The 25,962-nt window shown below is 72.5% G+C and carries 19 protein-coding genes; 12 read left to right on the top strand and 7 right to left on the bottom strand.

The annotated features are described in order from the left end of the window. Positions 1–10 precede the first annotated feature (10 nt). Positions 11–3,454 carry a phosphodiester glycosidase family protein gene (locus tag BM385_RS10710; protein ID WP_254791503.1) on the bottom strand — a complete coding sequence of 1,148 codons (3,444 nt, stop codon included), beginning with the start codon at positions 3,452–3,454 and terminating at the stop codon, positions 11–13. Between the two features lie 115 nt (positions 3,455–3,569). Beyond that, positions 3,570–6,503, bottom strand: a complete 2,934-nt coding sequence (gene uvrA / locus BM385_RS10715; protein ID WP_019433808.1) for an excinuclease ABC subunit UvrA — start codon at positions 6,501–6,503, stop codon at positions 3,570–3,572. Positions 6,504–6,702: 199 nt separating this feature from the next. On the opposite strand from uvrA, the gene BM385_RS10720 reads away from it, so the two are divergent. The 12 genes from BM385_RS10720 (at position 6,703) to pgi (ending at position 19,143) form a co-directional block, all read left to right on the top strand. After that, entirely contained in the window at positions 6,703–7,395 is a 693-nt protein-coding gene (locus tag BM385_RS10720; RefSeq protein ID WP_026047433.1) for a maleylpyruvate isomerase family mycothiol-dependent enzyme, read from the top strand. A 13-nt stretch (positions 7,396–7,408) separates the two neighbouring features. Continuing rightward, entirely contained in the window at positions 7,409–8,065 is a 657-nt protein-coding gene (locus tag BM385_RS10725) for an MBL fold metallo-hydrolase (RefSeq protein WP_093842884.1), read from the top strand. A 71-nt stretch (positions 8,066–8,136) separates the two neighbouring features. After that, positions 8,137–10,182, top strand: a complete 2,046-nt coding sequence (gene uvrC / locus BM385_RS10730) for an excinuclease ABC subunit UvrC (protein ID WP_093842885.1) — start codon at positions 8,137–8,139, stop codon at positions 10,180–10,182. An 83-nt stretch (positions 10,183–10,265) separates the two neighbouring features. Next, on the top strand, positions 10,266–11,207 hold the full coding sequence (gene rapZ, locus BM385_RS10735; protein WP_093842886.1) for an RNase adapter RapZ: 942 nt from the start codon (positions 10,266–10,268) through the stop codon (positions 11,205–11,207). Position 11,208: 1 nt separating this feature from the next. Continuing rightward, the gene (locus BM385_RS10740; RefSeq protein ID WP_019433813.1) at positions 11,209–12,285 is read left to right on the top strand and encodes a gluconeogenesis factor YvcK family protein; all 1,077 of its coding nucleotides are present in this window, start codon (positions 11,209–11,211) and stop codon (positions 12,283–12,285) included. After that, positions 12,276–13,253: a DNA-binding protein WhiA gene (gene whiA, locus BM385_RS10745; RefSeq protein ID WP_019433814.1), complete on the top strand. Its 978-nt coding sequence runs from the start codon at positions 12,276–12,278 to the stop codon at positions 13,251–13,253. The genes BM385_RS10740 and whiA overlap by 10 nt, the downstream gene beginning before the upstream one ends. A gap of 156 nt (positions 13,254–13,409) precedes the next feature. Beyond that, complete coding sequence (gene gap, locus BM385_RS10750) at positions 13,410–14,414, top strand: type I glyceraldehyde-3-phosphate dehydrogenase (RefSeq protein WP_019433815.1); 1,005 nt, start codon at positions 13,410–13,412, stop codon at positions 14,412–14,414. 185 nt (positions 14,415–14,599) lie between these two features. Continuing rightward, positions 14,600–15,802, top strand: a complete 1,203-nt coding sequence (locus tag BM385_RS10755; protein ID WP_093842887.1) for a phosphoglycerate kinase — start codon at positions 14,600–14,602, stop codon at positions 15,800–15,802. Positions 15,803–15,805: 3 nt separating this feature from the next. Beyond that, positions 15,806–16,579 (top strand): triose-phosphate isomerase, encoded by a 774-nt coding sequence (tpiA, locus tag BM385_RS10760; RefSeq protein WP_019433817.1) that lies wholly within the window; start codon positions 15,806–15,808, stop codon positions 16,577–16,579. Positions 16,580–16,711: 132 nt separating this feature from the next. Then, a complete protein-coding gene (gene secG / locus BM385_RS10765; protein ID WP_019433818.1) occupies positions 16,712–16,936 on the top strand; it encodes a preprotein translocase subunit SecG in 225 nt (74 codons plus the stop codon). A gap of 128 nt (positions 16,937–17,064) precedes the next feature. Next, positions 17,065–17,400 (top strand): RNA polymerase-binding protein RbpA, encoded by a 336-nt coding sequence (locus tag BM385_RS10770; RefSeq protein ID WP_019433819.1) that lies wholly within the window; start codon positions 17,065–17,067, stop codon positions 17,398–17,400. A 114-nt stretch (positions 17,401–17,514) separates the two neighbouring features. Then, positions 17,515–19,143 (top strand): glucose-6-phosphate isomerase, encoded by a 1,629-nt coding sequence (gene pgi / locus BM385_RS10775; protein WP_380980373.1) that lies wholly within the window; start codon positions 17,515–17,517, stop codon positions 19,141–19,143. A gap of 24 nt (positions 19,144–19,167) precedes the next feature. Here pgi and pgl read toward each other — a convergent pair whose 3' ends face one another. From pgl to tkt, 5 genes are read right to left on the bottom strand one after another with little or no spacing between them, the layout of a single operon-like run. Continuing rightward, the gene (gene pgl, locus BM385_RS10780; protein ID WP_374313047.1) at positions 19,168–19,908 is read right to left on the bottom strand and encodes a 6-phosphogluconolactonase; all 741 of its coding nucleotides are present in this window, start codon (positions 19,906–19,908) and stop codon (positions 19,168–19,170) included. A gap of 41 nt (positions 19,909–19,949) precedes the next feature. Next, complete coding sequence (opcA, locus tag BM385_RS10785) at positions 19,950–20,879, bottom strand: glucose-6-phosphate dehydrogenase assembly protein OpcA (RefSeq protein ID WP_019433822.1); 930 nt, start codon at positions 20,877–20,879, stop codon at positions 19,950–19,952. After that, positions 20,876–22,444, bottom strand: a complete 1,569-nt coding sequence (gene zwf / locus BM385_RS10790) for a glucose-6-phosphate dehydrogenase (RefSeq protein WP_019433823.1) — start codon at positions 22,442–22,444, stop codon at positions 20,876–20,878. Before zwf ends, opcA begins: the two co-directional genes overlap by 4 nt. Positions 22,445–22,450: 6 nt before the next feature. Then, entirely contained in the window at positions 22,451–23,569 is a 1,119-nt protein-coding gene (gene tal, locus BM385_RS10795; RefSeq protein ID WP_019433824.1) for a transaldolase, read from the bottom strand. A gap of 35 nt (positions 23,570–23,604) precedes the next feature. After that, entirely contained in the window at positions 23,605–25,683 is a 2,079-nt protein-coding gene (gene tkt / locus BM385_RS10800) for a transketolase (RefSeq protein WP_019433825.1), read from the bottom strand. Positions 25,684–25,962 lie beyond the last annotated feature (279 nt).

Consider the following 25,962-nt stretch of genomic DNA (forward strand, 5'->3'; position numbering starts at 1 on the left):
CGCCCCGCGGTCAGCGGGTGACCCGTACGGTGATCTCCTCCCGTACCCCGCTCACCTCCACCCGGAGGGTCACCTCCCCGGGGCGCAGCGCCGTGAGCAGGCCGGTCGCCGGATCGAAGGCCGCCACCTGCCGCCGCCCCGCCTCACCGGGCGGCCCGAGGTGCAGGGCGCGCGACCCCGACCAGTCGGCGCTCACCGGATACCCCACCGGCACCGCGCGGGCCCCGGCCCCGTCCCCCTGGACCACCGTGGCCGCCACCGCCGCCTCCGTACCGGCCGCCAGGGTCGCGGGCGCGGTGAGGGCGAGACCGTCCACATGGGGCCTGGTCTGCACCGAGAGCCAGTCGCCCGCATCCCCCGGGCCACCGGCCCCGCCGCCCGCGGGGCGGCCGGCGGCGCCCCCGTCCACGCCCACCAGGGCCCAGCCGGTGAACCCGCCCTCCCCGGGCGGCGCGGCCGGTGCCTTCCCGGCGTCCCCGCCGATGACGTACGGCACCCCGTCCCGCCAGGAGCTGTCGAAGACCCCGACGTGCGCCCCGAAGAAGGCCACCCCCTTGCCGGAGGTACGGCGGAAGTCCGCCAGCCAGCGTTCCAGCAGCGCGGCCTCCATCCGGTCGGTCAGTTCACTGGCCGGCCGCACCGTCGGATCGCGCGGCGGCACATGGCCGACCACCACCACCGAGCCCACCGACGGGTTCCCCGCGGCGTCCGCCAGGTCCGCCCGCAGCCGCTGGAACTGGGCGAACCCGCCGCCGCGCAGCGTCAGCGAGGAGGTGTCCAGGGTGATGAAGCGGGTGCCCCGGTGGTCGAAGGTGCGCTGCGCCGGGCCGATGACCTCCTCGAACAGCTCGATGGAGCCGCCCATGACCTCGTGGTTGCCCGGCACGTAATACCAGGGCACCGTGTCGCCCAGCTCCTCCTCGATCATCTGCCGGGCGAATTCCAGATCGGCCCGCGAGCCCTCGTCCACCCAGTCCCCGTTGATCAGCACGAAGTCCGGCTCGGCCGCCCGGGCCTCGCGCAGGGTGCGCCGGGCCGCCGCCGCGAGGGCGCTGTCCGGGTCGCGGGCCACGAACTGGGCGTCCGAGACGACCGCGAACCGCCAGTCGCGCTCCGCCACCTCCGCTGCCGGGCCGATCAGCGGCCCGCTCGCGGGCACCTCCGGCGGCAGCCCGGCCTCGGGGGCGGTGCGCACCGTCAGACCGTCGAGCGCGATCGAGCCGGTGTACGCGGCGTCCGGCCGGGTCTCGGCCAGATAGAAGCGGTGCACGCTCACCGGCAGCGCCAGCCCCTCGGGCACCGGGAACTCGACCTGCCGCCAGCCCTCCCAGGTGACGTGGTCGCCGCGCAGCACCTGGTCGGTGCCCGCCGCGTCCTTGAGGTGGAGCGAGGGCCAGCCGCCGTGGCCGTCGCCCTCGATCCACAGGGCGAAGCTCTGCGGCGCCCCGGGGACCTCGATGGCGCGGGGCGGGGTGGCGTACGCGGCGCGGGTGGCGGTGCTGAGCGTGAAGTCGTAGCTCAGACGCAGCGCGCCGCCGCCGTCCTGCCCCGCCGGCTCCGGGGTGATGCCGCCGGCCGCCCGGGCGTGGCTGAAGGTCCACTCCCCGGCGTCCTCGAAGTCGGCGAGTTCGCTCTCCTCGCCGCCGACGGTGACGGCGAGCACGGTGCTCAGCCCGCCGGCCGTGGCCCGTACCTGTCCGGCCGTCCCGTCGGCGGCGCCGGCCGCCGTCACCGTGAAGCCGCCCGCGGCCGGATCGGGGGTGACGGTGAACAGGGACCGGTCGTACTCCAGCGTCACATCGGCCGGCTCCACCGGGGCGCTGTGCCCGGTGGCGTCCTGACCGACCAGCCCGAACCGCGCGCCGGCCCCGGCGGCGGTCAGGGCGATCCGGCGGCTGGTCGGGTCGATCCGGGCCAGGTCGCCGAGGACGGTCAGCTCGATGCCGCCGCCCGCCCCGCCCCGTCCGGCGGTCACCGTGGTGGTGCCGGGGCGGCGCGCGGTGAAGGTGCCGTCCGCGTCCACCCCGCCGACCGAGGGCCGGTCGGTGCGCCAGGCGGGCCGGGCGGCGGGGGCCGGGCCGTACGTCTCGTCGTGGCCGGTCGCGGTCAGCCGCCGGGTGAGTCCGGGGAAGACCCGTTCGGGGTGTCCGCCGGGCACCGGATCGGCGGTCGGGGTACGCGCCGGGTCCACCACCGTCTCCACCCGGAACCCGGCCGTGGCGCCGCTGCCGAGCGGCACCGTCACCGCGAGACCGTTGGGCACCGGGCGCTCCACGCCGTCGGAGGGGCTGTTGACGAGCCGGGGCGCGCTGTCCCCGGGGGCGCGGGCGAGCAGCGTGGTGGAGCCGCCGCCGTCCAGGTTCAGCGCGGTGTACGCGCCCAGGTCGGCGAGCAGCACCGCCAGCTCGGTGAGGGTGGCGCCGCCCGCGTGCGGCTGCCGGCCCTCCACCGTCACCAGGTACATCTCGCCGCCGTCCCGGGAGAAGCCGACCGCGGTGCGCGGGGCCGCCGCGTTGTTGGGCCGGCCCTCCCAGTCCTGCGGCTCCCCGTCGATCACCAGCAGGCCCCGGCCGCCCACCGCCTCCTCGGGCAGCGGGCTGCCGTCGCCGGTGCGCGCCCCGTACTCCAGCACCACCGTGTCGCCCGGGACCAGCGCGGCGAGAGTACGGGCCCCGGCGTCCCGGCCCAGCAGCACGCTGGCGCCCTCCGGCACCCGGTCACGGCCGGCCGTACCGGACACCGAGACCACCGTCTCGTCCCGGACGAGCACCTCGGTGACGGCGCCGGCCCCGGTGACGGTCAGGGCCCGGTCGGCGGTGCCCCAGCCGGAGGTGTACACGCCGATGCCGCCGGCCGGGACCCGGGCGGCGTTGTAGGAGGCGACCTCCGCCACGCCGTCCGGCAGCAAAAGGCTGCCCTCGGCGTACACCTCCAGGATCCGGCCCAGTTCCCCCGGGCCCCAGGCGGCCACGTCCAGGGGAGCCCCGTCGGAGGCGGAGTGCCGCAGCGCGCCGCCGGTGATGCCGGGGCCCAGCGGCGCCTTGGTGCCGTTGATGTCGAAGAAGTCGGCGTTCACGGCGGCCACCGTGGCCCGCCCGGGGCCGGGGTCGTGGTCGCGGACCAGGTCGCTCAGCGGAGCGGCGTCCGCCACGTCGTCGGGCGCCAGCGACTCCACGCGGGCGCCGGCCGACAGATCGACGGTGAGGGACTGGGCGCTGTGCCAGCCGGTGGGCTCCAGGCTCCGATAGCGGGTCAGTTCGGTGCCCGGGCCCAGCGGCTGGACGGTGCGGGACAGCTCCAGACCCTCGCCGGTGGTCGTGGCGGCCCCGGCCGCCCCGGCCGGCAGCAGGCCCAGGGCCAGGGCGGCGAGCGCCGCCGCGACCGGGGCCCGGGTCCGCAGGGCCGGCCGGATACGGCGGTGGCGTGCTGTGGTGCTCGGTGCGCGGTGGATCACCAGGACTCCCTCGGACGCGTCGGCAGCGGGCGCCTCAGCGTTCCAAGGGAGACGGCGCCGCACCAGTGCGGCGCCGTCCATGTCCGGCGAACGGTGGTCGACGAAACCGGGTGGGCTACTTCTTGGTGCTCCGTCCGGTGCTCTTCCCGGCCGCTGCCCGCTTCTTCGGGGCGGTGGTGCGCCGCCGGGCCGGGGCCGCGTCGCTGACCCGGTCGCCGAGCACGTCCCGCAGGAACTTCCCGGTGTGGCTGGCGGGCACGGCCGCCACCTCCTCCGGGGTGCCCTCGGCGACGACGGTGCCGCCGCCGTGGCCGCCCTCGGGGCCCATGTCCACCACCCAGTCGGCGGTCTTGATCACATCGAGGTTGTGCTCGATGACGATCACCGTGTTGCCCTTGTCGACCAGGCCGGACAGCACCTCGATCAGCCGCCGGATGTCCTCGAAGTGCAGACCGGTGGTCGGCTCGTCCAGGACGTAGACGGTGCTGCCGGTGGAGCGGCGCTGGAGCTCGGAGGCGAGCTTGACGCGCTGCGCCTCACCGCCGGAGAGCGTGGTGGCCGGCTGGCCGAGCCGCACGTACCCGAGCCCGACGTCGTTCAGCGTGCGCAGGTGACGGGCGATGGCCGGCACCGCCTCGAAGAACTCCAGCGCCTCCTCGATGGGCATGTCCAGCACCTCGGCGATGGACTTGCCCTTGTAGTGGACCTCCAGCGTCTCCCGGTTGTAGCGGGCGCCGTGGCAGACCTCGCAGGGGACGTAGACGTCCGGCAGGAAGTTCATCTCGATCTTGATGGTGCCGTCGCCCGAGCAGTTCTCGCAGCGCCCGCCCTTGACGTTGAAGGAGAACCGGCCCGGCAGATAGCCGCGGACCTTGGCCTCCATCGTCTCCGCGAACAGCTTGCGGACGTGGTCGAAGACGCCGGTGTACGTGGCCGGGTTGGAGCGCGGGGTGCGGCCGATGGGGGACTGGTCGACGTGCACCACCTTGTCGACCAGATCGTCCCCGGTGACCCGGGTGTGCCGCCCGGGCACCGCCTTGGCCCGGTTCAGCTCGCGGGCCAGATGGGTGTAGAGGATGTCGTTGACCAGCGTGGACTTGCCGGACCCGGAGACGCCGGTGACCGCGGTGAGCACCCCGACCGGGAAGCTCACGTCGATGTTCTTCAGGTTGTGCTGCCGGGCGCCGTGCACGGTCAGCCGGCGCTTGGGGTCGGCCGGCCGCCGTACCTCGGGCATCGGGATGCTGCGGGCGCCGGTGAGGTACTGGCCGGTGACCGACTTCTCGTTGGCCAGCAGCTCCGCCAGCGGTCCGCTGTGCACCACCTCGCCGCCGTGCTCGCCGGCGCCGGGGCCGATGTCCACCACCCAGTCGGAGGTCTTGATGGTGTCCTCGTCGTGCTCCACCACGATCAGCGTGTTGCCGAGGTCGCGCAGCCGCACCAGGGTCTCGATCAGCCGGTGGTTGTCGCGCTGGTGCAGACCGATGGACGGCTCGTCCAGCACGTACAGCACCCCGACCAGGCCGGAGCCGATCTGGGTGGCCAGCCGGATGCGCTGCGCCTCGCCGCCGGAGAGCGATCCGGCGGCGCGGCCCAGGGAGAGGTAGTCCAGGCCCACGTCGACCAGGAACCGCAGCCGCTCGTTGACCTCCTTGAGGACGCGTTCGGCGATGGCCTTCTCGCGGGCGTCCAGCGTCATGCGGCGCAGGAAGTCGGCGCACTCGCTGATCGACAGGGCCGAGACCTCGGCGATGGACTTGCCCTGCACGGTCACCGCCAGCACCAGCGGCTTGAGCCGGGTGCCGTGGCAGGCGGGGCAGGGGGCCTCGCGCATGTAGCCCTCGAACCGCTCGCGCCCGGCGTCGGTGTCGGCCTCCGCGTACCGGCGGCGCAGGAAGGGGATCACGCCCTCGAAGGCGGTGGCGTACGCGCGCTCCTGGCCGTGCCGGTTCTCGTAGCGGACCTCGATCTTGGTGCGGTGCCCATTGAGCAGCGCCTTCTTCGCCCGCTGCGGCAGGGCCTCCCAGGGCACGTCGGTGCGGAAGCTCAGCGCCTCGCCCAGCGCGCTGATCAGGTGGTGGAAGTACCCGCGGGTGTGGCCGTGCGACCAGGGGTGGATGGCGCCCTCGTCCAGGGACTTCTCCGGGTCCGGGATGATCAGCTCCGGGTCCACCTCCATCCGGGTGCCGATGCCGGTGCACTCGGGGCAGGCGCCGAAGGGGGAGTTGAAGGAGAAGGAACGCGGCTCCAGCTCCTCGAACGACAGGTCGTCGTACGGGCAGTACAGATGCTCGGAGAACATCCGCTCGCGCTGGGGGTCGTCCTGGGGCAGGTCGACGAAGTCGAGCACCACCATGCCGCCGGAGAGGCCGAGCGCGGTCTCCACCGAGTCGGTGAGCCGCCGCTTGGCGCTCTCCTTGACGGTGAGCCGGTCGACGACCACCTCGATGGTGTGCTTCTCCTGCTTCTTCAGCTTGGGCGGGTCGGCCAGCTGGATGGTGGCCCCGTCCACCCGGGCCCGGCTGTAGCCCTTGGTCTGGAGGTCGGCGAAGAGGTCGACGAACTCGCCCTTGCGCTCGCGCACCAGCGGGGAGAGCACCTGGAAGCGGCTGCCCTCCTCCAGGCCCAGCACCTTGTCGACGACGGCCTGGGGCGACTGGCGGGCGATGGGCCGGCCGCACTCGGGGCAGTGCGGCTTGCCGATGCGGGCGAACAGCAGCCGCAGATAGTCGTAGACCTCGGTGATGGTGCCCACGGTGGAGCGCGGGTTGCGCGAGGTGGACTTCTGGTCGATCGAGACGGCCGGGGAGAGGCCCTCGATGAAGTCGACGTCCGGCTTGTCCATCTGGCCGAGGAACTGCCGGGCGTACGCGGACAGCGACTCCACGTAGCGGCGCTGCCCCTCGGCGAAGATCGTGTCGAAGGCGAGGGAGGACTTGCCCGAGCCCGAGAGGCCGGTGAAGACGATCAGGGCATCGCGCGGCAGGTCGAGCGAGACATTCTTGAGGTTGTGTTCACGAGCACCGCGAACGGTGAGCCGGTCGGCCACGCGGATGGCACCTTTCGTGTGACGAACGGGGACCCCATGGCGCACGGGGCACCCCCGTCCAAGAGTAGGGGCGGGCGGCAAGCCGGAAGGCCGGATCGGTCTCCCGATGGCGGTGAGCCAGCTTATAGCACGTGCGTTCGATTACGGTGCCGTTCCCGCCATCTTCACTCGAAGGAGTGGTCCCGGATAGCGTGTGATCATGACGAAGCCGACCGCAGATCTCACCGGTCTGGACGAGGCCACCCACCGCCTGCTGACCGCCCTCGACGCCCTGGACGACGCCGCGATCGCCGCGCCCTCCCGGCTGTCCGGCTGGACGCGGGGCCACCTCACCACCCACCTCGCGCGCAACGCCGACGCCCTCGTCAACGTGCTCGCCGGGCGCCCCATGTACCCGAGCGAGGACAGCCGCGACACCGACATCGACCGCGGCGCCCCCCGCCCCGCCGCCGAGCAGCGCGCCGACGTGCGCGACAGCGCCCAGCGGCTGGCCGGCGCCTTCGCCGCCCTGCCCGCCGACCGCTGGTCCACCACCGCCGCCCTGCGCAACGGCGTCACCGACCGGCTCGACTCGCTGCCGCTGCGCCGCTGGGTCGAGGTCGAGCTGCACCACATCGACCTCGGCATCGGCCGCACCGTCCACGACCTCCCCGGCGCCTTCACCGACCGCGCCGTCGACTACCTCACCCGCCGCTACGAGGGCCACCCCGCCCTGCCACCCCTCGACCTGCGCGCCGAGGACGGACGCAGCTGGTACAGCGGCGGCCACGACGGCACCCGCCTCGTCGTCGCCGGCGCCCCCACCGCCCTCGTCGGCTGGCTCTCCGGCCGCACCACCGGCTCCGGGCTCACCGTCAGCGGCGGAACACTGCCCGCGGCACCCGCGCTCTGACACACTGACCGCCATGTCGTACACCGGAAACGTCACGGTCGGCGGGCCGGCCGACGCCCACGAGCTGGCCCGCCTGATCATCTCCAAGGCGGCCGTCGGCCCGATGAACAACAACGCCTACCTGCTGCGCTGCCGCGCCACCGGCGCCCAGCTGCTCATCGACGCCGCCGCCGAGCCCGCCACCCTCCTGGAGCTGATCGGCGCCGACGGCCTCACCGGCGTCGTCACCACCCACCGGCACGCCGACCACTGGCAGGCGCTCGCCGAGGTGGTCACCGCCACCGGCGCCACCACCTACGCCGGCCGCCCCGACACCGACGGCATCCCCGTCCCCACCGACACCGCCCTGGACGACGAGGACACCGTCACCTTCGGCGACATCACCCTCACCGTCCGCCGCCTCACCGGGCACACCCCCGGCTCCGTCGCCCTCGTCTACGACGACCCCGACGGCCACCCGCACCTCTTCACCGGCGACAGCCTCTTCCCCGGCGGCGTCGGCAACACCCACGGCGACCCGGCCGCCTTCGCCGGCCTCCTGCACGACGTGGAGAGCCGGCTGTTCGCCACCCTTCCGGATGAGACCTGGGTCTACCCCGGACACGGCGCCGACACCACCCTCGGCGCCGAACGCCCGCACCTCCCCGCCTGGCGCGAACGCGGCTGGTAGCCCGCCCCGGGCGCCCCGTACGGCCGCCCGGTGACCATGAGGTGTCGGTCCCCGGCAGTAGGGTTACGACCATGGCCGACCCCTCCAGCTACCGCCCCAAGCCGGGCGAAATCCCCGACGAGCCGGGCGTCTACCGCTTCCGCGACCAGCACGGCCGGGTCGTCTACGTCGGCAAGGCCAAGAGCCTGCGGCAGCGGCTGTCCTCCTACTTCCAGGACCTCACCCACCTGCACCCCAGGACCGCCACCATGGTCACCACCGCCGCCTCCGTGGAGTGGACCGTGGTCGCCACCGAGGTGGAGGCGCTCCAGCTGGAGTACACCTGGATCAAGGAGTACGACCCCCGCTTCAACGTCAAGTACCGCGACGACAAGAGCTACCCGTACCTCGCGGTCACGATGAACGAGGAGTTCCCCCGCGCCCAGGTCATGCGCGGCACCAAGCGCAAGGGCGTCCGGTACTTCGGCCCCTACGGCCACGCCTGGGCCATCCGCGAGACCGTCGACCTGCTGCTGCGGGTCTTCCCCGTCCGCACCTGCTCCGCCGGGGTGTTCAAGCGCGCCCACCAGATCGGCCGCCCCTGCCTGCTCGGCTACATCGACAAGTGCTCCGCGCCCTGCGTCGGCCGCGTCACCCCCGAAGAGCACCGCGAACTCGCCGAGGAATTCTGCGACTTCATGGCCGGCCGCACCGGCGCCTATCTGCGCCGGCTGGAGAGCGGCATGCACGAGGCGTCCGAGGCCATGGAGTACGAACGCGCAGGCCGGCTGCGCGACGACATCGAGGCACTGCGCCGCGCCATGGAGAAGAACGCCGTCGTCCTCGCCGACGCCACCGACGCCGACCTCATCGCCGTCGCCGAGGACGAGCTGGAGGCCGCCGTCCAGATCTTCCACGTCCGCGGCGGCCGGGTGCGCGGCCAGCGCGGCTGGGTCACCGACAAGGTCGAGCACGTCGCCACCCCCCAGCTCGTCGAGCACGCCCTCCAGCAGCTCTACGGCGACGAATGGGGCGACGGCGCCACCGGCGGCGGCAGCGGCGGCGTCCCCCGCGAGGTCCTGGTGCCCGCCCTCCCCGAGGCCGCGGACGCCCTCACCGACTGGCTGGGCGAACGCCGCGGCTCCCGGGTCAGCCTCCGCGTCCCGCAGCGCGGCGACAAGAAGGACCTGATGGCCACCGTCCAGCGCAACGCCCAGCAGGCGCTCGCGCTGCACAAGACCAAACGCGCCTCCGACCTGACCACCCGCTCCCGCGCCCTGGAGGAGATCGCCGAGGCCCTGGACCTGGACTCGGCGCCGCTGCGCATCGAGTGCTTCGACATCTCCCACCTCCAGGGCGAGGACGTCGTCGCCTCCATGGTCGTCTTCGAGGACGGCCTGGCCCGCAAGAGCGAGTACCGCCGCTTCCAGATCAAGAGCTTCGCCGGACAGGACGACGTCCGCTCCATGCACGAGGTGATCTCCCGGCGCTTCCGCCGCTACCTGCGGGAGAAGGAGAAGAGCGGCGGCTGGGTCGAGGAGTCCCCCGAGGGCCCCGAGCCCGGGGAGAACGGCCAGGGAGGCGGCGAGGAGCCGGCCGCCCCGCGCCCGGACGCCCACCGCGAGGAGGACGGCCGCCCCAAGCGCTTCGCCTACCCGCCGCAGCTGGTCGTGGTCGACGGCGGCGCCCCCCAGGTGGCCGCCGCCCGGCGCGCCATGGACGAGCTGGGCATCGACGACGTGGCCGTCTGCGGCCTCGCCAAGCGGCTGGAGGAGGTCTGGCTGCCCGGGGACAGCGACCCGGTGATCCTGCCCCGGTCCAGCGAGGGCCTGTACCTGCTCCAGCGGGTCAGGGACGAGGCCCACCGGTTCGCCCTCCGCTATCAGCGCGGCAAACGGGCACAATCGATGAAGAAGGGCCCGCTGGACGCCGTCCCCGGGCTCGGCGAGACCCGCAAGAAGGCACTTCTGAAGCACTTCGGCTCGGTCAAGCGGCTGCGCGCCGCCTCGGTGGAGGAGATCTGCGAGGTCCCCGGCATAGGCCGCAAGACGGCCGAGACGGTGCTCGCCGCGCTCACCGAGCGCGGCCCCGCCGCCCCGGCCGTCAACACGGCGACCGGCGAGATCATCGACGACTGAGCCGGCCGCGACGGCCCGGGGCGCACGCCGGGCCACCGCACCACCCACACACCACACACCACACCGGCGGGGGAAGAGAGACCATGAGCGAACACAGCAGAGCACAGGAACAGCCGGACCCCACCGCGAGCGCGGCCACCGCCACCGCGGGCGAGGAGACCGGCCCCACCCCCGAACTCGTGATCATCTCCGGGATGTCGGGAGCCGGCCGCAGCACCGCCGCCAAGTGCCTGGAGGACCTCGGCTGGTTCGTCGTCGACAACCTGCCGCCCTCCCTCATCCCCACCATGGTCGACCTCGGCGCCCGCTCCCAGGGCAACGTCGCCCGGATCGCCGTCGTCGTGGACGTCCGCGGACGCAGCTTCTTCGATAGCCTCCGCGAATCCCTGGCCGACCTCGACGCCAAGTCCGTCACCCGGCGCATCGTCTTCCTGGAAGCCTCCGACAACGCCCTGGTGCAGCGCTTCGAGTCCGTCCGCCGGCCGCACCCCCTCCAGGGCGACGGCCGGATCGTGGACGGCATCGCCGCCGAGCGCGACCTGCTGCGCGAACTGCGCGGCGACGCCGACCTGGTGATCGACACCTCCAACCTCAACGTCCACGAACTGCGCGCCAAGATGGACGCCCAGTTCACCAGCGGCGACGAGCCCGAACTGCGCGCCACCGTGATGTCCTTCGGCTACAAGTACGGCCTGCCGGTGGACGCCGACCACGTCGTGGACTGCCGTTTCCTGCCCAACCCGCACTGGGTGCCGGAGCTGCGGCCCTTCACCGGCACCAGCGAGGAGGTCGCCGGGTACGTCTTCGACCAGCCCGGCGCCAAGGAGTTCCTGGAGCGCTACGCCGACCTGCTGCACCTGGTCGCGGCCGGCTACCGCCGCGAGGGCAAGCGCTATGTGACCATCGCGGTCGGCTGCACCGGCGGCAAGCACCGCTCGGTGGCCGTCTCCGAACGGCTCGCCAAGGTGCTGGCCGCCGAAGGCATCGAAACCGTCGTCGTACACCGGGACATGGGACGCGAATAACATGCCACGCAAGGCCGCCCGGCAGGGCCGGGACCCCGAGCGCCGGCGCACCGTCATCCGGAGCATCGGCCGCACCGGCCGCGCGGGGCGGCGCGGCGCCCAGCCCAAGGTGGTCGCCCTCGGCGGCGGCATGGGCCTGTCCGCCTCCCTCACCGCGCTGCGCCGCATCACCGGCGACCTGACCGCCGTGGTCACGGTCGCCGACGACGGCGGCTCCAGCGGCCGGCTGCGGGACGAACTCGGCGTACTGCCCCCGGGCGACCTGCGCAAGGCGCTGGCCGCGCTGTGCGGCGACGACGACTGGGGACGTACCTGGTCGGAAGTGGTGCAGCACCGCTTCAAGAGCGAGGGCGCGCTGCACGATCACGCCGTCGGCAATCTGCTGATCGTCGCACTGTGGGAACAACTGGGCGATCATGTGCAGGCGCTCGACCTGGTCGGCAAACTGCTGGGCGCGCACGGCCGGGTGCTGCCGATGTCGGCCGTTCCGCTGGAACTGGAAGCCCTGGTACGCGGCCACGACGTCCACCGCCCGCAGGCCCTCAGCCGGGTGCGCGGCCAGGCCACCGTGGCGCTCACCCCCGGCGAGGTGCTCCAGGTGGTGCTGGTGCCGCACGACCCGCCGGCCGTCCCGGAGGCGGTGCAGGCCGTGCTGGACGCGGACTGGGTGATCCTGGGCCCGGGTTCGTGGTTCTCCTCGGTGATCCCCCATCTGCTGGTGCCCGAACTGCTGGACGCCCTCACCCGGACCAAGGCGCGCCGGGTGCTCTCGCTCAACCTCGCACCCCAACCCGGGGAAACTGATGGCTTCTCCCCGCAGCGTCATGTGGAGGTTTTGGTACAACACGCCCCTAAACTCGCCTTTGACGTGGTGCTGGCCGACCGGGCGGCGGTCCCCGACCAGGAGAGCCTGCGACTGGCGGCCGAGCGACTGGGGGCCTCCGTCCAGCTGGCCCCGGTGGCCGCCGTCGGGGATCCGCTGACCGGCGGTGGCTCCGCACGGCACGACCCGGAGCTGCTGGCCGCCGCGTATGACCGGATTTTTCGTATGCATGGAAGGATCGGCCCATGGCGATGACGGCCGCGGTGAAGGACGAGATCTCACGGCTCCCCGTCACCCGCACCTGCTGCCGCAAGTCGGAGGTGTCGTCGATCCTGCGGTTCGCCGGCGGCCTGCACATTGTGAGCGGGCGGATCGTGATCGAGGCGGAGCTGGACACCGGCATCGCCGCCCGGCGGCTGCGCCGGGACATCCTGGAGATCTTCGGGCACTCCTCCGATCTGGTGGTGATGGCCCCCGGCGGGCTGCGGCGCGGCAGCCGCTACGTGGTGCGGGTGGTGGCCGGCGGTGATCAGCTGGCCCGGCAGACCGGCCTGGTGGACGGCAGAGGCCGCCCCATCCGGGGCCTGCCGCCCCAGGTGGTCTCCGGGGCCACCTGCGACGCGGAGGCGGCCTGGCGCGGCGCCTTCCTGGCCCACGGCTCGCTGACCGAGCCCGGCCGCTCCTCCTCCCTGGAGGTCACCTGCCCGGGCCCGGAGGCCGCCCTGGCCCTGGTGGGCGCCGCCCGGCGGCTCCAGATCGCCGCCAAGGCCCGCGAGGTGCGCAGCGTGGACCGCGTCGTCGTCCGGGACGGTGACGCCATCGGCGCGCTGCTGACCCGGCTCGGGGCGCACGAGTCGGTGCTGGCCTGGGAGGAGCGCCGGATGCGGCGCGAGGTCAAGGCCACCGCCAACCGGCTCGCCAACTTCGACGACGCCAATCTGCGCCGCTCGGCGCGCGCCGCCGTGGCCGCCGGGGTGCGGGTGCAGCGCGCGCTGGAGATCCTGGGGGAGGAGGTGCCCGAGCACCTGGCGGCGGCCGGCCGGCTGCGCATGGAGCACAAGCAGGCCTCGCTGGAGGAGCTGGGCGCGCTGGCCGATCCGCCGCTGACCAAGGACGCGGTGGCCGGCCGGATCCGCCGGCTGCTGGCCATGGCCGACAAGCGGGCGCAGGACCTGGGGGTCCCGGGCACCGAGTCCAACCTCACCGAAGAAATGGTCGGCTGACCCCGGCCACCCACCGCCCGGTCGCGCCTTCCGCACTCCGCCCCCCGGCCGATGTCACCGCTTCGGTCCGGGCGCGGTAGGGTCGGTTGTGGTCGGGGACGTCCCATACAGCATCGCCGGAATCCGCATCCGGCGTACCAACGAGGAGATCGGTTCGTGACGATCCGCGTAGGAATCAACGGCTTTGGCCGTATCGGCCGCAACTACTTCCGCGCGCTCCTTGAGCAGGGTGCCGATGTCCAGATCGTCGGGGTCAACGACCTCACCGACAACGCCACCCTGGTCCACCTGCTGAAGTACGACAGCATCCTCGGCCGCCTCAAGGAAGAGGTGAGCCACACCGACGACACCATCACGGTGGGCAACCAGACCTTCAAGACGCTGGCCGAGCGCGACCCCGCGAACCTGCCGTGGGCCGAGCTGGGCGCCGACATCGTGATCGAGTCCACCGGCATCTTCACCAAGCGTGACGACGCCGCCAAGCACCTGGCCGCCGGCGCCAAGAAGGTCCTCATCTCCGCCCCGGCGAAGAACGAGGACATCACCATCGTCATGGGCGTCAACCAGGACGCCTACGACGCGGCGCAGCACGACGTCATCTCCAACGCCTCCTGCACCACCAACTGTGTGGCGCCGCTGGCGAAGGTCCTGGACGAGAGCTTCGGCATCGTCAAGGGTCTGATGACCACCGTCCACGCGTACACCAACGACCAGCGCATCCTGGACTTCCCGCACAGCGACCTGCGCCGGGCCCGGGCCGCCGCGGTCAACATCATCCCGACCACCACCGGCGCCGCCAAGGCCACCGCCCTGGTGCTCCCGCAGCTGAAGGGCAAGCTGGACGGCATCGCGATGCGCGTCCCGGTGCCCACCGGCTCGGTCACCGACCTGGTCGTCGACCTGGACCGCGAGGTCACCGCCGAGGAGGTCAACGCCGCCTTCCAGGCCGCCGCCTCCGGCGAGCTCAAGGGCATCCTGGAGTACACCGAGGACGCCATCGTCTCCTCGGACATCGTGAACTGGCCCGCGTCCTGCACCTTCGACGCCCAGCTCACCATCGCCCAGGGCAACCAGGTCAAGGTCGTCGGCTGGTACGACAACGAGTGGGGCTACTCCAACCGCCTCGTCGACCTGACCGTCTACGTCGGCGAGCGCCTGTGACCCGCTGATCGTTCCGACGGTCAGGGTCACAGCGGTCGTACGGGCACCGGCCGGCCGGCCGGGCCCCGGATCCGGCACGCAGGGCCCGCGAACCGCGCACCACGCGCGGCGCGGGCCCTGCGCGCGGTCCGGGCCCGGTCACCGGCTCGGCACGGGCCCCGCCTCACGAGGAGCGCATCACACGTATGAAGACGATTGACGATCTCCAGGTCGCCGGGCGGCGGGTCTTCGTCCGCGCCGATCTGAACGTCCCGCTGGAGGGCGGGAAGATCACCGACGACGGCCGGATCAGGGCCGCCGTACCGACGATCCGCAAGCTGGCCGCGGCCGGCGCCCGGGTCGTCGTCGCCTCCCACCTCGGCCGCCCCAAGGGCGCGCCCGACCCGGCGTACTCCCTCGCCCCGGTCGCCGCCCGGCTCGGCGAACTGCTCGGCGCCCCGGTCGCGTTCGCCTCCGACACGGTCGGCGACAGCGCGCGCGCCACCGTGGCGGACCTGGCGGACGGCCAGGTGGCACTGCTGGAGAACCTGCGCTTCAACCCCGGTGAGACCAGCAAGGACGACACCGAGCGCGGCGCCTTCGCCGACGATCTCGCCTCCCTGGCGGACGCCTACGTCGGCGACGGCTTCGGCGCGGTGCACCGCAAGCACGCCTCCGTGTACGACCTCCCGGCCCGGCTGCCGCACGCGGCCGGCGGGCTGATCGCCACCGAGGTGGGCGTCCTCAAGCAGCTCACCGAGGACGTGCGCCGCCCGTACGCGGTGGTGCTCGGCGGCGCCAAGGTCTCCGACAAGCTCGGGGTCATCGACCATCTGCTGGAGCGCGCCGACCGGATCCTGATCGGCGGCGGCATGGCGTACACCTTCCTCAAGGCCCAGGGCCACGAGGTCGGCGACTCGCTGCTCCAGGAGGACCAGGTGCCGGTGGTGCGCGAGTATCTGCGCCGCGCGGCCGAGCGGGGCGTGGAGTTCGTGCTGCCGGTGGACGTGGTGGCCGCCAAGGCGTTCCCCGACCTGGCCACCAAGGCGCCCGCGCACCCGGTCGTGGTGCCGGCGGACGCCATCCCGGAGGGCGTGATGGGCCTGGACATCGGCCCGCGCACCGCCGAGCTGTACGCCGCCAAGCTGGCGGACGCCGCGACCGTGTTCTGGAACGGCCCGATGGGTGTCTTCGAGCACCCGGAGTTCGCGGCCGGCACCCGCGGTGTCACCCAGGCGCTGCTCGATTCGCCCGCCTTCACCGTGGTCGGCGGCGGTGACTCGGCGGCGGCGGTGCGCATCCTCGGCTTCGACGAGACGGCGTTCGGCCACATCTCGACCGGAGGCGGCGCCAGCCTCGAATACCTGGAGGGCAAGACCCTCCCCGGCCTCGCCGCACTGGAGGACTGAACCATGGCACGCACCCCGCTCATGGCGGGCAACTGGAAGATGAACCTCAACCACCTCGAGGCCATCGCCCAGGTCCAGAAACTGGCCTTCGGCCTGTCCGACAAGGACTACGACGCGGTGGAGGTGGCCGTGCTGCCGCCGTTCACCGATCTGCGCTCGGTGCAGACGCTGGTCGACGGCGACAAGCTGAAGATCAAGTACGGGGCGCAGGACGTCTCGGCGCACGACTCCGGCGCCTACACCGGTGAGATCTCCGGCGCCATGCTCGCCAAGCTGAACTGCACCTACGCGGTGATCGGCCACTCCGAGCGGCGCCAGTACCACGGCGAGGACGACGCCACCTGCAACGCCAAGGTCAAGGCCGCCTACCGGTACGGGCTCACCCCGATCCTGTGCGTGGGCGAGGGCCTGGACGTCCGCAAGGCGGGCGGGCAGGTCGCCCATACCCTGGCGCAGCTCGACGGCGCGCTGGCGGACATCCCGGCCGAGCAGGCGGCGAGCATCGTGATCGCCTACGAGCCGGTCTGGGCGATCGGCACCGGCGAGGTGGCCACCCCCGAGGACGCGCAGGAGGTGTGCGGGGCGATCCGTGCCCGGCTGGCCGAGCTGTACGACGCGGAGCTGGCGGACGGCGTCCGCATCCAGTACGGCGGTTCGGTGAAGTCCGGCAACGTGGCCGCGATCATGGCGCAGCCCGATGTGGACGGCGCTCTGGTGGGCGGTGCGGCGCTGGACGCCGAGGAGTTCATCAAGATCGTCCGGTTCCGCGATCAGTAACGGTCCGGCCGTGCACTAGCGATACCCTGTCCGGGGGCCGGACCGGTGACGTCCCGCGTCTCCACCCGGCCCCCGACGCCCTGTACATTGTGTGTGTCCATCCGTCCGAGAGAGTTGGTCCCAGTCGTGGAATTGGCGCTCCAGATCGCCCTGATCGTCTTCAGCTTCCTGTTGGGGCTGCTTGTGCTGATGCACAAGGGAAAGGGCGGCGGCCTCTCCGACATGTTCGGTGGCGGCATGCAGTCCTCGGTGGGCGGATCGTCGGTCGCCGAACGCAACCTTGACCGGATCACCGTGATCGTCGGGCTCATCTGGTTTGTGATCATCGTGCTGCTCGGTCTGCAGATGAAATCCTGACCACCGCACGTCCCCGCGCCGGCGGGGACGGTTCCGGTCCGTCGTAACTCGGACACTGGACGTGCGTTGAGCCTTGCATAGACTGAGGCGACTTCTTAGCACGTGTAGTGAGGCAGGGAGTTACGACAGTGGCAGGTGGCAACGCGATCCGGGGCAGCCGGGTCGGCGCGGGGCCGATGGGCGAGGCCGAGCGGGGCGAATCCGCGCCACGGCTGCGGGTCTCCTTCTGGTGCGCCAACGGACACGAGACACAGCCGAGTTTCGCCAGCGACGCGCAGATCCCGGACACCTGGGACTGCCAGCGCTGCGGCTTCCCGGCCGGCCCCGAACGCGAGGCCCCCCCGGCCCCGCCGCGCACGGAGCCGTACAAGACCCACCTGGCCTACGTTCGCGAGCGCAGAAGCGCGGCGGACGGCGAGGCCATTCTGGCGGAGGCCCTGGCGAAACTGCGCGGCGAGATCTGAGCTCCCCCGCGCACGGGCCGTGAACACGGACGGGCGGCACGCCGCCGTTGCCGGTGATCGGCTAGCTTGGGCCGGGTGACAGAGAACAACAACGGCGCCGGGCGTCGTGGCAGGGTGGACCGGTCGGGGGAGTGGCGCGCGCTCGGGGAGCACCGGGACGCGGTGGGGGAGGTGTCGCTCCGCGAGCTGTTCGCGAAGGATCCCGGGCGGGCCGAGCGGTACTCCCTCGGTGTCGGTGATCTCCACGTGGACTTCTCCAAGCAGCTGGTGACGGACGAGACGCTGCGGCTGCTGCGCGATCTTGCCGCCGCGCGGGGGGTCGCCGAGCTGCGGGACGCCATGTTCCGGGGCGAGCGCATCAACACCACCGAGGACCGGGCGGTGCTGCACACCGCGCTGCGCGCGCCGCGGGAGGCCGTCATCGAGGTGGACGGCGAGAACGTCGTCCCGGCCGTGCACGCCGTGCTGGAGAAGATGGCCGCCTTCGCCGACCGGGTGCGGTCGGGGGAGTGGAAGGGGTACACCGGGGAGCGGATCACCACCGTCGTCAACATCGGCATCGGCGGCTCCGATCTCGGGCCCGCCATGGCGTACGAGGTGCTGCGGCCGTTCACCGCGCGGGACATCGGCTTCCGGTTCGTCTCCAACGTGGACGGCGCCGATCTGCACGAGGCGGTGCGGGACCTCGATCCGGCGCGGACCCTGTTCATCGTCGCGTCCAAGACGTTCACCACCATCGAGACCATCACCAACGCCACCTCCGCGCGGCGCTGGCTGCTCGACGGGCTCGGCGGGGACGCCGCGGCCGTGGCCCGGCACTTCGTGGCGGTGTCGACGAACGCCGGCAAGGTCGCCGAGTTCGGTATCGACACCGACAACATGTTCGAGTTCTGGGACTGGGTCGGCGGCCGGTACTCCTACGACTCGGCCATCGGCCTCTCGCTGATGATCGCGATCGGCCCCGCGCGATTCCGGGAGATGCTCCAGGGGTTCCACCTGGTCGACGAGCACTTCCGCACCGCGCCCGCCGAGGAGAACGTGCCGCTGCTGCTCGGGCTGCTCGGCGTCTGGTACGGCGCGTTCCACGACGCCCAGTCGCACGCGGTGCTGCCCTACAGCCACTACCTGTCGAAGTTCACCGCCTACCTCCAGCAACTCGACATGGAGTCCAACGGCAAGCGCGTGGACCGGCAGGGCGAGCCGGTGACCTGGCAGACCGGGCCGGTGGTGTGGGGCACGCCCGGCACCAACGGGCAGCACGCCTACTTCCAGCTGCTGCACCAGGGGACCAAGCTGATCCCCGCCGACCTCATCGGCTTCGCCCGGCCGGTCGCCGAGCTGGCCCCCGATCTCGCCGCCCAGCACGACCTGCTGATGGCCAATCTGTTCGCCCAGGGCCAGGCGCTCGCCTTCGGCAAGAGTGCCGAGGAGGTACGGGAGGAGGGTGTCGCCGAGGAGCTGGTGCCGCACCGCACCTTCCCCGGCAACCGGCCCACCACCACCATCCTGGCCACCGAGCTGTCCCCGTCCGTGCTGGGCCAGCTGATCGCCCTGTACGAGCACAAGGTGTTCGTCCAGGGCGCCGTCTGGGACATCGACTCCTTCGACCAGTGGGGGGTCGAGCTGGGCAAGGTCCTGGCCAAGCGGGTCGAGCCCGCCCTCACCGAGGGGGCCGAGGTGCCCGGGCTCGACGCCTCGACCGGGGCCCTCGTCGCCCGGTACCGGGAGCTGCGCGGGAGATGACCCCCGCCCCCGGCGGCGGCCCGCTCAGGCCGTCGCCGGGGGATACAGCTGCGGTGGCAGCGCGGAGGCCGCCGCGCGGTCCAGCAGCCACAGGGTGCGGCTCTCGCCGTACGCGCCGGCCGCCGGTACCTGGAGTTCGCCCGGGCCCGACAGCGCGATCCGGGCCGCGTCCGCCTTGTCCTCGCCCGCCGCCAGCAGCCACACCTCGCGTGCGGTGCGGATCGCCGGCAGGGTGAGGGTGATCCGGGTCGGCGGCGGCTTGGGCGCGCCGTGCACCGCCACCACCGGGCGTTCCCGCTCGTGCAGCGCGGGATGCTCCGGGAACAGCGACGCCACATGGGTGTCGGGGCCCACGCCCAGCAGCAGTACGTCGAACCGCGGCACCGCGCCGTGGTTCAGCACGTCGCGGGCCGTGGCCAGCTCCGCCGCGTACCCCTCGGCCGCCGCCTCCGCGTCATTGCCCCACGGGCCGTCGGAGGCCGGCATCGGATGCACCCGGGACGGGTCCACCGGGACCCGCTCCAGCAGCGCCTCGCGGGCCTGGACCTCGTTGCGGTCCGGGTCCCCGGCGGGCAGGAAACGCTCGTCCCCCCACCACAGATCCAGCCGCCCCCAGTCCACCGCGTCCCGCGCCGGGGAGGCCGCCAGCGCGGCCAGCAGCCCGTTGCCGTTGCGGCCACCGGTCAGCACCACCGAGGCGGTGCCGCGTGCGGCCTGGGCGTCCACGATCTTCGTGATCAGCCGGGCGGCGGCGGCCTGCGCCATCAGCTCCTTGTCGCGGTGGACCACCACCTGCGGGGTGGCCGTCACCGCTGTGCTCCCGCCGCCGCGCCGAAGCGCAGCGCTTCCGCGTACGCCTCGTCCGGGTCGAGCCGGCGCAGCTCCTCGGCGATCAGCTCCGCCGTGGAGCGCCGGTGCAGCGCCACATGCCGGTCCGGCTGCCCCGGCACCGCCAGCTTCGCCAGCGACCCGGTCGGCCGGTCCAGACAGATCGTGCCGTCCTCGGTGAGCAGCCGCACGGCCGTGATGCCGGGCCCGGGGGTCGGCACCCGCTCGACCGGGACGCCCAGCCGCTCCGCCAGCCACAGGGCCAGCAACTCGGTGGAGGGGTTGTGCTCCTCGCCCTCCACCACCGCCGAGTCGATCCGGCCGTGCTTCTGGTCGAGCGCCGCGGCCAGCACACTGCGCCACGGGGTGATCCGCGTCCACGCCAGATCGGTGTCGCCCGGCGAGTAGACCTCGGCGCGCGCCCCGAGCACCGCCACCGGGTCCTCGTTCGCCGCCGCGTCCATGATCCGCCGCTGCGCCAGCGTCCCCAGCAGATCGCGCTCCGGGTGCGCCGGGGCGTCCTGCGGCCACCACACCACCACCGGGGCGTCCGGCAGCAGCAGCGGCAGCACCACGCTGTAGGCGTGCGCCGACAGCTCGCCGTGCAGCCGCAGCAGTACGGTCTCGCCGCTGCCGGTCTCCCCGCCGACCCTGACCTCGGCGTCCAGGTGGGAGCCGGCGTGCTCCCGCGAGGAGCGTCCCGGCCGCCGGATGACGACCAGGATGCGCGAGGGGTGTTCCTTGGACGCCTCGCTGGCCGCCTTCAGCGCGTCGTAGTGGTTGCCCTCGTCGGTGACGATGACCAGGGTCAGCACAATGCCTACCGCCGGGGTTCCCGTTGCCCGCCTGGCCTGGACCAGGGCGGCGTTGATCTGACTGACTGTGGTGTCCGTGAGGTCGATCTTCATGGCCGCCGCCAGCTCCGTCCGTCCAGGGAGAGCATGTCATCAGCCGCCTTGGGCCCCCAGGTGCCGGCCGGGTACGGCTCGGGCCGGCCGTGGCCCGCCCAGAACTCCTCGATGGGGTCGAGGATTTCCCACGAGCGCTCCACCTCCTGGTGGCGCGGGAACAGGTTGGCGTCCCCGAGCAGCACGTCCAGGATCAGCCGCTCGTACGCCTCCGGGCTGGATTCGGTGAACGACTCGCCGTAGGCGAAGTCCATCGTCACGTCCCGGATCTCCATCTGGGTGCCGGGCACCTTGGAGCCGAACCTGATGGTGACGCCCTCGTCCGGCTGCACCCGGATGACCAGCGCGTTGTTGCGCAGCTCCTGGGTGTCGGTGGCGTCGAAGGGTGAGTACGGCGCCCGCTGGAAGACCACCGCGATCTCGGTGACCCGGCGGCCCAGACGCTTGCCGGTGCGCAGATAGAACGGCACCCCGGCCCAGCGCCGGTTGTCGATCTCCAGCTTGATCGCGGCGTAGGTGTCGGTCACCGACTTGGGGTCGATGCCGTCCTCCTCCAGATAGCCGGCCACCTTCTGGCCGCCCTGCCAGCCGCCGGTGTACTGGCCGCGCACCGTGTGCCGGGCCAGGTCCTGCGGCAGCCGCACCGCGCTGAGCACCTTCAGCTTCTCGGCGACCAGGGACTCGGCGTCGAAGCCCGAGGGCTCCTCCATCGCGGTCAGCGCCAGCAGCTGGAGCAGGTGGTTCTGGATGACGTCGCGGGCTGAGCCGATGCCGTCGTAGTACCCGGCCCGGCCGCCGATGCCGATGTCCTCGGCCATGGTGATCTGCACATGATCGACGTACGACCGGTTCCACAGCGGCTCGAACAGGGTGTTGGCGAACCGCAGCGCCAGGATGTTCTGGACGGTCTCCTTGCCCAGGTAGTGGTCGATGCGGAAGACCTCGTGCGGCGCGAACACATCGTGGACGACCGCGTTCAGCTCCTGCGCGGACGCCAGATCGTGGCCGAACGGCTTCTCGATGACGGCCCGCCGCCAGCTGTCGCCCTGCCCCTCGGACAGGCCGTGCTTCTTCAGCTGGCGCACCACCGTGGGGAAGAACTTCGGCGGTACGGAGAGGTAGAAAGCGAAGTTGCCGCCGGTGCCGCGCTCCTTGTCCAGCGCCTCGATCGTCTCGCGCAGCGTGTCGAACGCCACGTCGTCGTCGAAGGTGCCGGGCACGAAGCGCATGCCCTCGGCCAGTTGCCGCCAGACCTCCTCACGGAAGGGGGTGCGGGCGTGCTCCATGACCGAGTCGTGCACGACCTGGGCGAAGTCCTCGTTCTCCCAGTCCCGGCGGGCGAAGCCCACCAGCGAGAAGCCCGGGGGCAGCAGCCCCCGGTTGGCCAGGTCGTACACCGCCGGCATGAGCTTCTTGCGGGACAGATCGCCGGTGACCCCGAAGATCACCAGGCCCGACGGCCCCGCGATACGCGGGAGCCGCCGGTCCTGCGGGGTGCGCAGCGGGTTGGCACGGACGCCGGGGATCTGCCCGGCGCCCGGCGCGTTCGCAGCTGAGCCGCTCACCGTCGCTCAGACCTCCCCGCCGGCGAGCCGCTCGAGTTCGGCCTGGGTGGAGTCGAGCAGCGCGGTCCACGCCGACTCGAACTTCTCCACGCCCTCGTCCTCCAGCAGCTGCACGACCTCGTCGTAGGAGATGCCGGCGGCGGCGAGCGCGTCCAGGTCGGCGCGGGCCTGCTCGTAGGTGCCCGCGATGGTGTTGCCGGTGATCTCGCCGTGGTCCTCGGTGGCCTTGAGGGTGGCCTCCGGCATGGTGTTGACGGTGCCGGGGGCGACCAGCTCGGTCACGTAGAGGGTGTCCGGGTAGGCCGGGTCCTTCACACCGGTGGAGGCCCACAGCGGGCGCTGCTCGTTGGCGCCGGCCTTGGCCAGGGCGCGCCAGCGGTCGGAGGCGATGACCTCCTCGTACGCCTGGTAGGCGAGCCGGGCGTTGGCGAGGGCGGCCTTGCCGCGCAGCGCCTTGGCCTCCTCGGTGCCCAGCGCTTCCAGGCGCTTGTCGATCTCGGTGTCGACCCGGGACACGAAGAAGGACGCCACCGAGTGGATGGTGGAGATCTCCAGGCCCCTGGCCTGGGCCTGCTCCAGACCGGTCAGGTAGGCGTCCATCACCTCGCGGTAGCGCTCCAGGGAGAAGATCAGCGTGACGTTGACGCTGATGCCCCGGGCGATGGTCTCGGTGATGGCGGGCAGCCCGGCCCGGGTGGCCGGGATCTTGATGAAGGTGTTGGGGCGCTCCACCAGCCAGGCCAGCTGCTTGGCCTCGGCGACGGTGGCCCGGGTGTTGTGCGCCAGGCGCGGGTCGACCTCGATGGAGACCCGGCCGTCGCGGCCCTCGGTCGCGTCGTACACCGGGCGCAGGACGTCGGCGGCGTCCCGCACGTCGGCCGTGGTGATCATGCGGACGGCCTCTTCGACCGTGACCTTCCGGGTGGCGAGGTCGGTCAGCTGGGTCTCGTACCCGTCGCCCTGCGAGATCGCCTTCTGGAAGATCGCTGGATTGGTGGTCACCCCGACGACGTGCTGCTGGTCGAGCAGCTCACCGAGGTCGCCGGACGTGATGCGCTTGCGCGACAGGTCGTCCAGCCAGATCGCGACACCCTCCTCGGAGAGCCGCTTGAGTGCGTCGGTCATGGAAATCGCATCCCCTGCTTGTTGTCTCTTAGAATTCAGCGCTCTGCGGCGGCCAGGGATTCCCGGGCCGCCTGGGCGACGGCCTCCGGGGTGATCCCGAACTCGCGGTAGAGCGTCTGGTAGTCCGCGGACGCCCCGAAGTGCTCCAGCGAAACGATCCGCCCGGCGGTGCCGACGTAGCGGTGCCAGGTCAGCCCGACCCCGGCCTCGACCGCGACGCGGGCCGCCACGACCGGCAGCAGCACATGGTCGCGGTAGGACTGATCCTGCTCCTCGAACCACTCCACGCACGGCATCGACACCACCCGGGTGGGGACGCCCTCGGCCTGGAGCACCTCACGGGCGGCCAGCGCGAGCTGCAGCTCGGAGCCGGTGCCGATGAGGATGAGGCGCGGGGTGCCGCCCTCGGCCTCGGTGTGGATGTAACCGCCGCGCACCGTGTTCTCGTTCGGCGCGTAGGTGGGCACGTTCTGCCGGGTGAGCGCGAGGCCGTGCGGCGCCGGCTTGGTGGCGTACCGCTCGAGGATCTCCCGCCACGCCAGGACGGTCTCGTTCGCGTCGGCCGGGCGCACGATGTTCAGGCCGGGGATGGCGCGCAGCGCGGACAGGTGCTCCACCGGCTGGTGGGTGGGGCCGTCCTCGCCGAGGCCGATGGAGTCGTGCGTCCACACGTAGGTGACCGGCGCCCCCATCAGGGCGGCCAGCCGCACGGCGGGGCGCATGTAGTCGGAGAACACCAGGAACGTACCGCCGTACACCCGGGTGTTGCCGTGCAGCGCGATGCCGTTCATGGCCGAGCCCATGGCGTGCTCGCGGATGCCGAAGTGGATGGTGCGGCCGTACGGGTCGGCGCCGGGCAGCGAGTTGCCCTCGGGGAGGAAGGAGGCGCTGCCGTCGATGGTGGTGTTGTTGGAGCCGGCCAGGTCGGCGGAGCCGCCCCACAGCTCGGGGATGACCGGGCCCAACTCGCTGAGCACCTTGCCGGAGGCCTTGCGGGTGGCGACGTCCTTGCCGGCCGGGAAGGCGGGCAGCGCCTTCTCCCAGCCCTCGGGCAGCCGGGCCGCGCGGATGCGGTCGAATTCGGCCGCGCGCTCCGGGTTGGCCTCGCGCCAGGCGGCCAGCCGCTCCTCCCACGCGGCGCGCGCCCGCCGGCCGCGTTCGGTGACGGCGCGGGTGTGGGCGAGCACCTCGGGGGCGACCTCGAAGGACTTGGTGGGGTCGAAGCCCAGGACCTCCTTGGTGGCGGCGACCTCGTCCGCGCCGAGCGCCGAGCCGTGCGCGGCCTCGGTGTTCTGGGCGTTGGGGGCCGGCCAGGCGATGATCGAGCGGGCGGCGACGATGGAGGGCCGGTCGGTGACGGCCTGGGCGGCGAGCAGCGCCTCGTGGACGGCCTTCGGGTCCAGGTCGCCGTTCTCCAGCGGGGCCACTCGCTGGATGTGCCAGCCGTACGCCTCGAAGCGGGCCAGGGTGTCCTCGGAGATCGCGGTCTCGGTGTCACCCTCGATGGAAATGTGATTGTCGTCCCACAGCAGGACGAGGTTGCCGAGCTTCTGGTGCCCGGCCAGCGAGGCGGCCTCGGCGGCCACACCCTCCTGGAGGCAGCCGTCACCCGCGAACACCCAGATGGTGTGGTCGAACGGGGAGGTGCCCGGCGCGGCCTCCGGGTCGAACAGACCGCGCTCGTAGCGGGCGGACATCGCCATGCCCACCGCGTTGGCCACGCCCTGGCCCAGCGGCCCGGTGGTGGTCTCCACCCCCACGGTGTGCCCGTGCTCGGGGTGCCCGGGGGTACGGCTGTCCCAGGTGCGGAAGGACTTCAGATCGTCCAGCTCCAGGCCGTACCCGGCCAGGTACAGCTGGATGTACAGCGTGAGGCTGGTGTGACCCACGGACAGGACGAAGCGGTCCCGGCCGGTCCAGTCGGGCTCCGACGGGTCGTGCCGCAGCAGCTTCTGGAACAGCACGTAGGCGGCGGGGGCCAGCGACATGGCCGTACCGGGGTGGCCGTTTCCGACCTTCTGTACGGCGTCCATGGCCAGAACACGAACGGTGTCGACGGCCCGCTGGTCCAGCTCGGTCCAGTCGAGGGCTGAGGTGGTCGGCTTGGTGCTCACCCTGCGTCAGGGCTCCTCTCCGCGGTCGATAGGTCCGGTGATGCGTTCTCCCACCGGAAGCGGCGCGAGGCTCACCGGGCGGTCCGAGCCTACCCCTGGCGTGCGGGGGTCCTGTGTCCGCGTTCGTCCAGTGGTCGGGGGGTGCGGCGGCGCTGCCGGCCCCGGCGGACGGTGAACGGACCGTGGTGGCGATGACGCGACCCACCATCCCAGGCGCGCCGCGCCCTCGCACGCGGCACGCCCGGCGTGGGGCGACCCCGGAGACAAGGTGGGTATCTC

This window comes from Streptomyces harbinensis, from assembly GCF_900116145.1.
GTDB classification, from domain to species: domain Bacteria; phylum Actinomycetota; class Actinomycetes; order Streptomycetales; family Streptomycetaceae; genus Streptomyces; species Streptomyces carpaticus.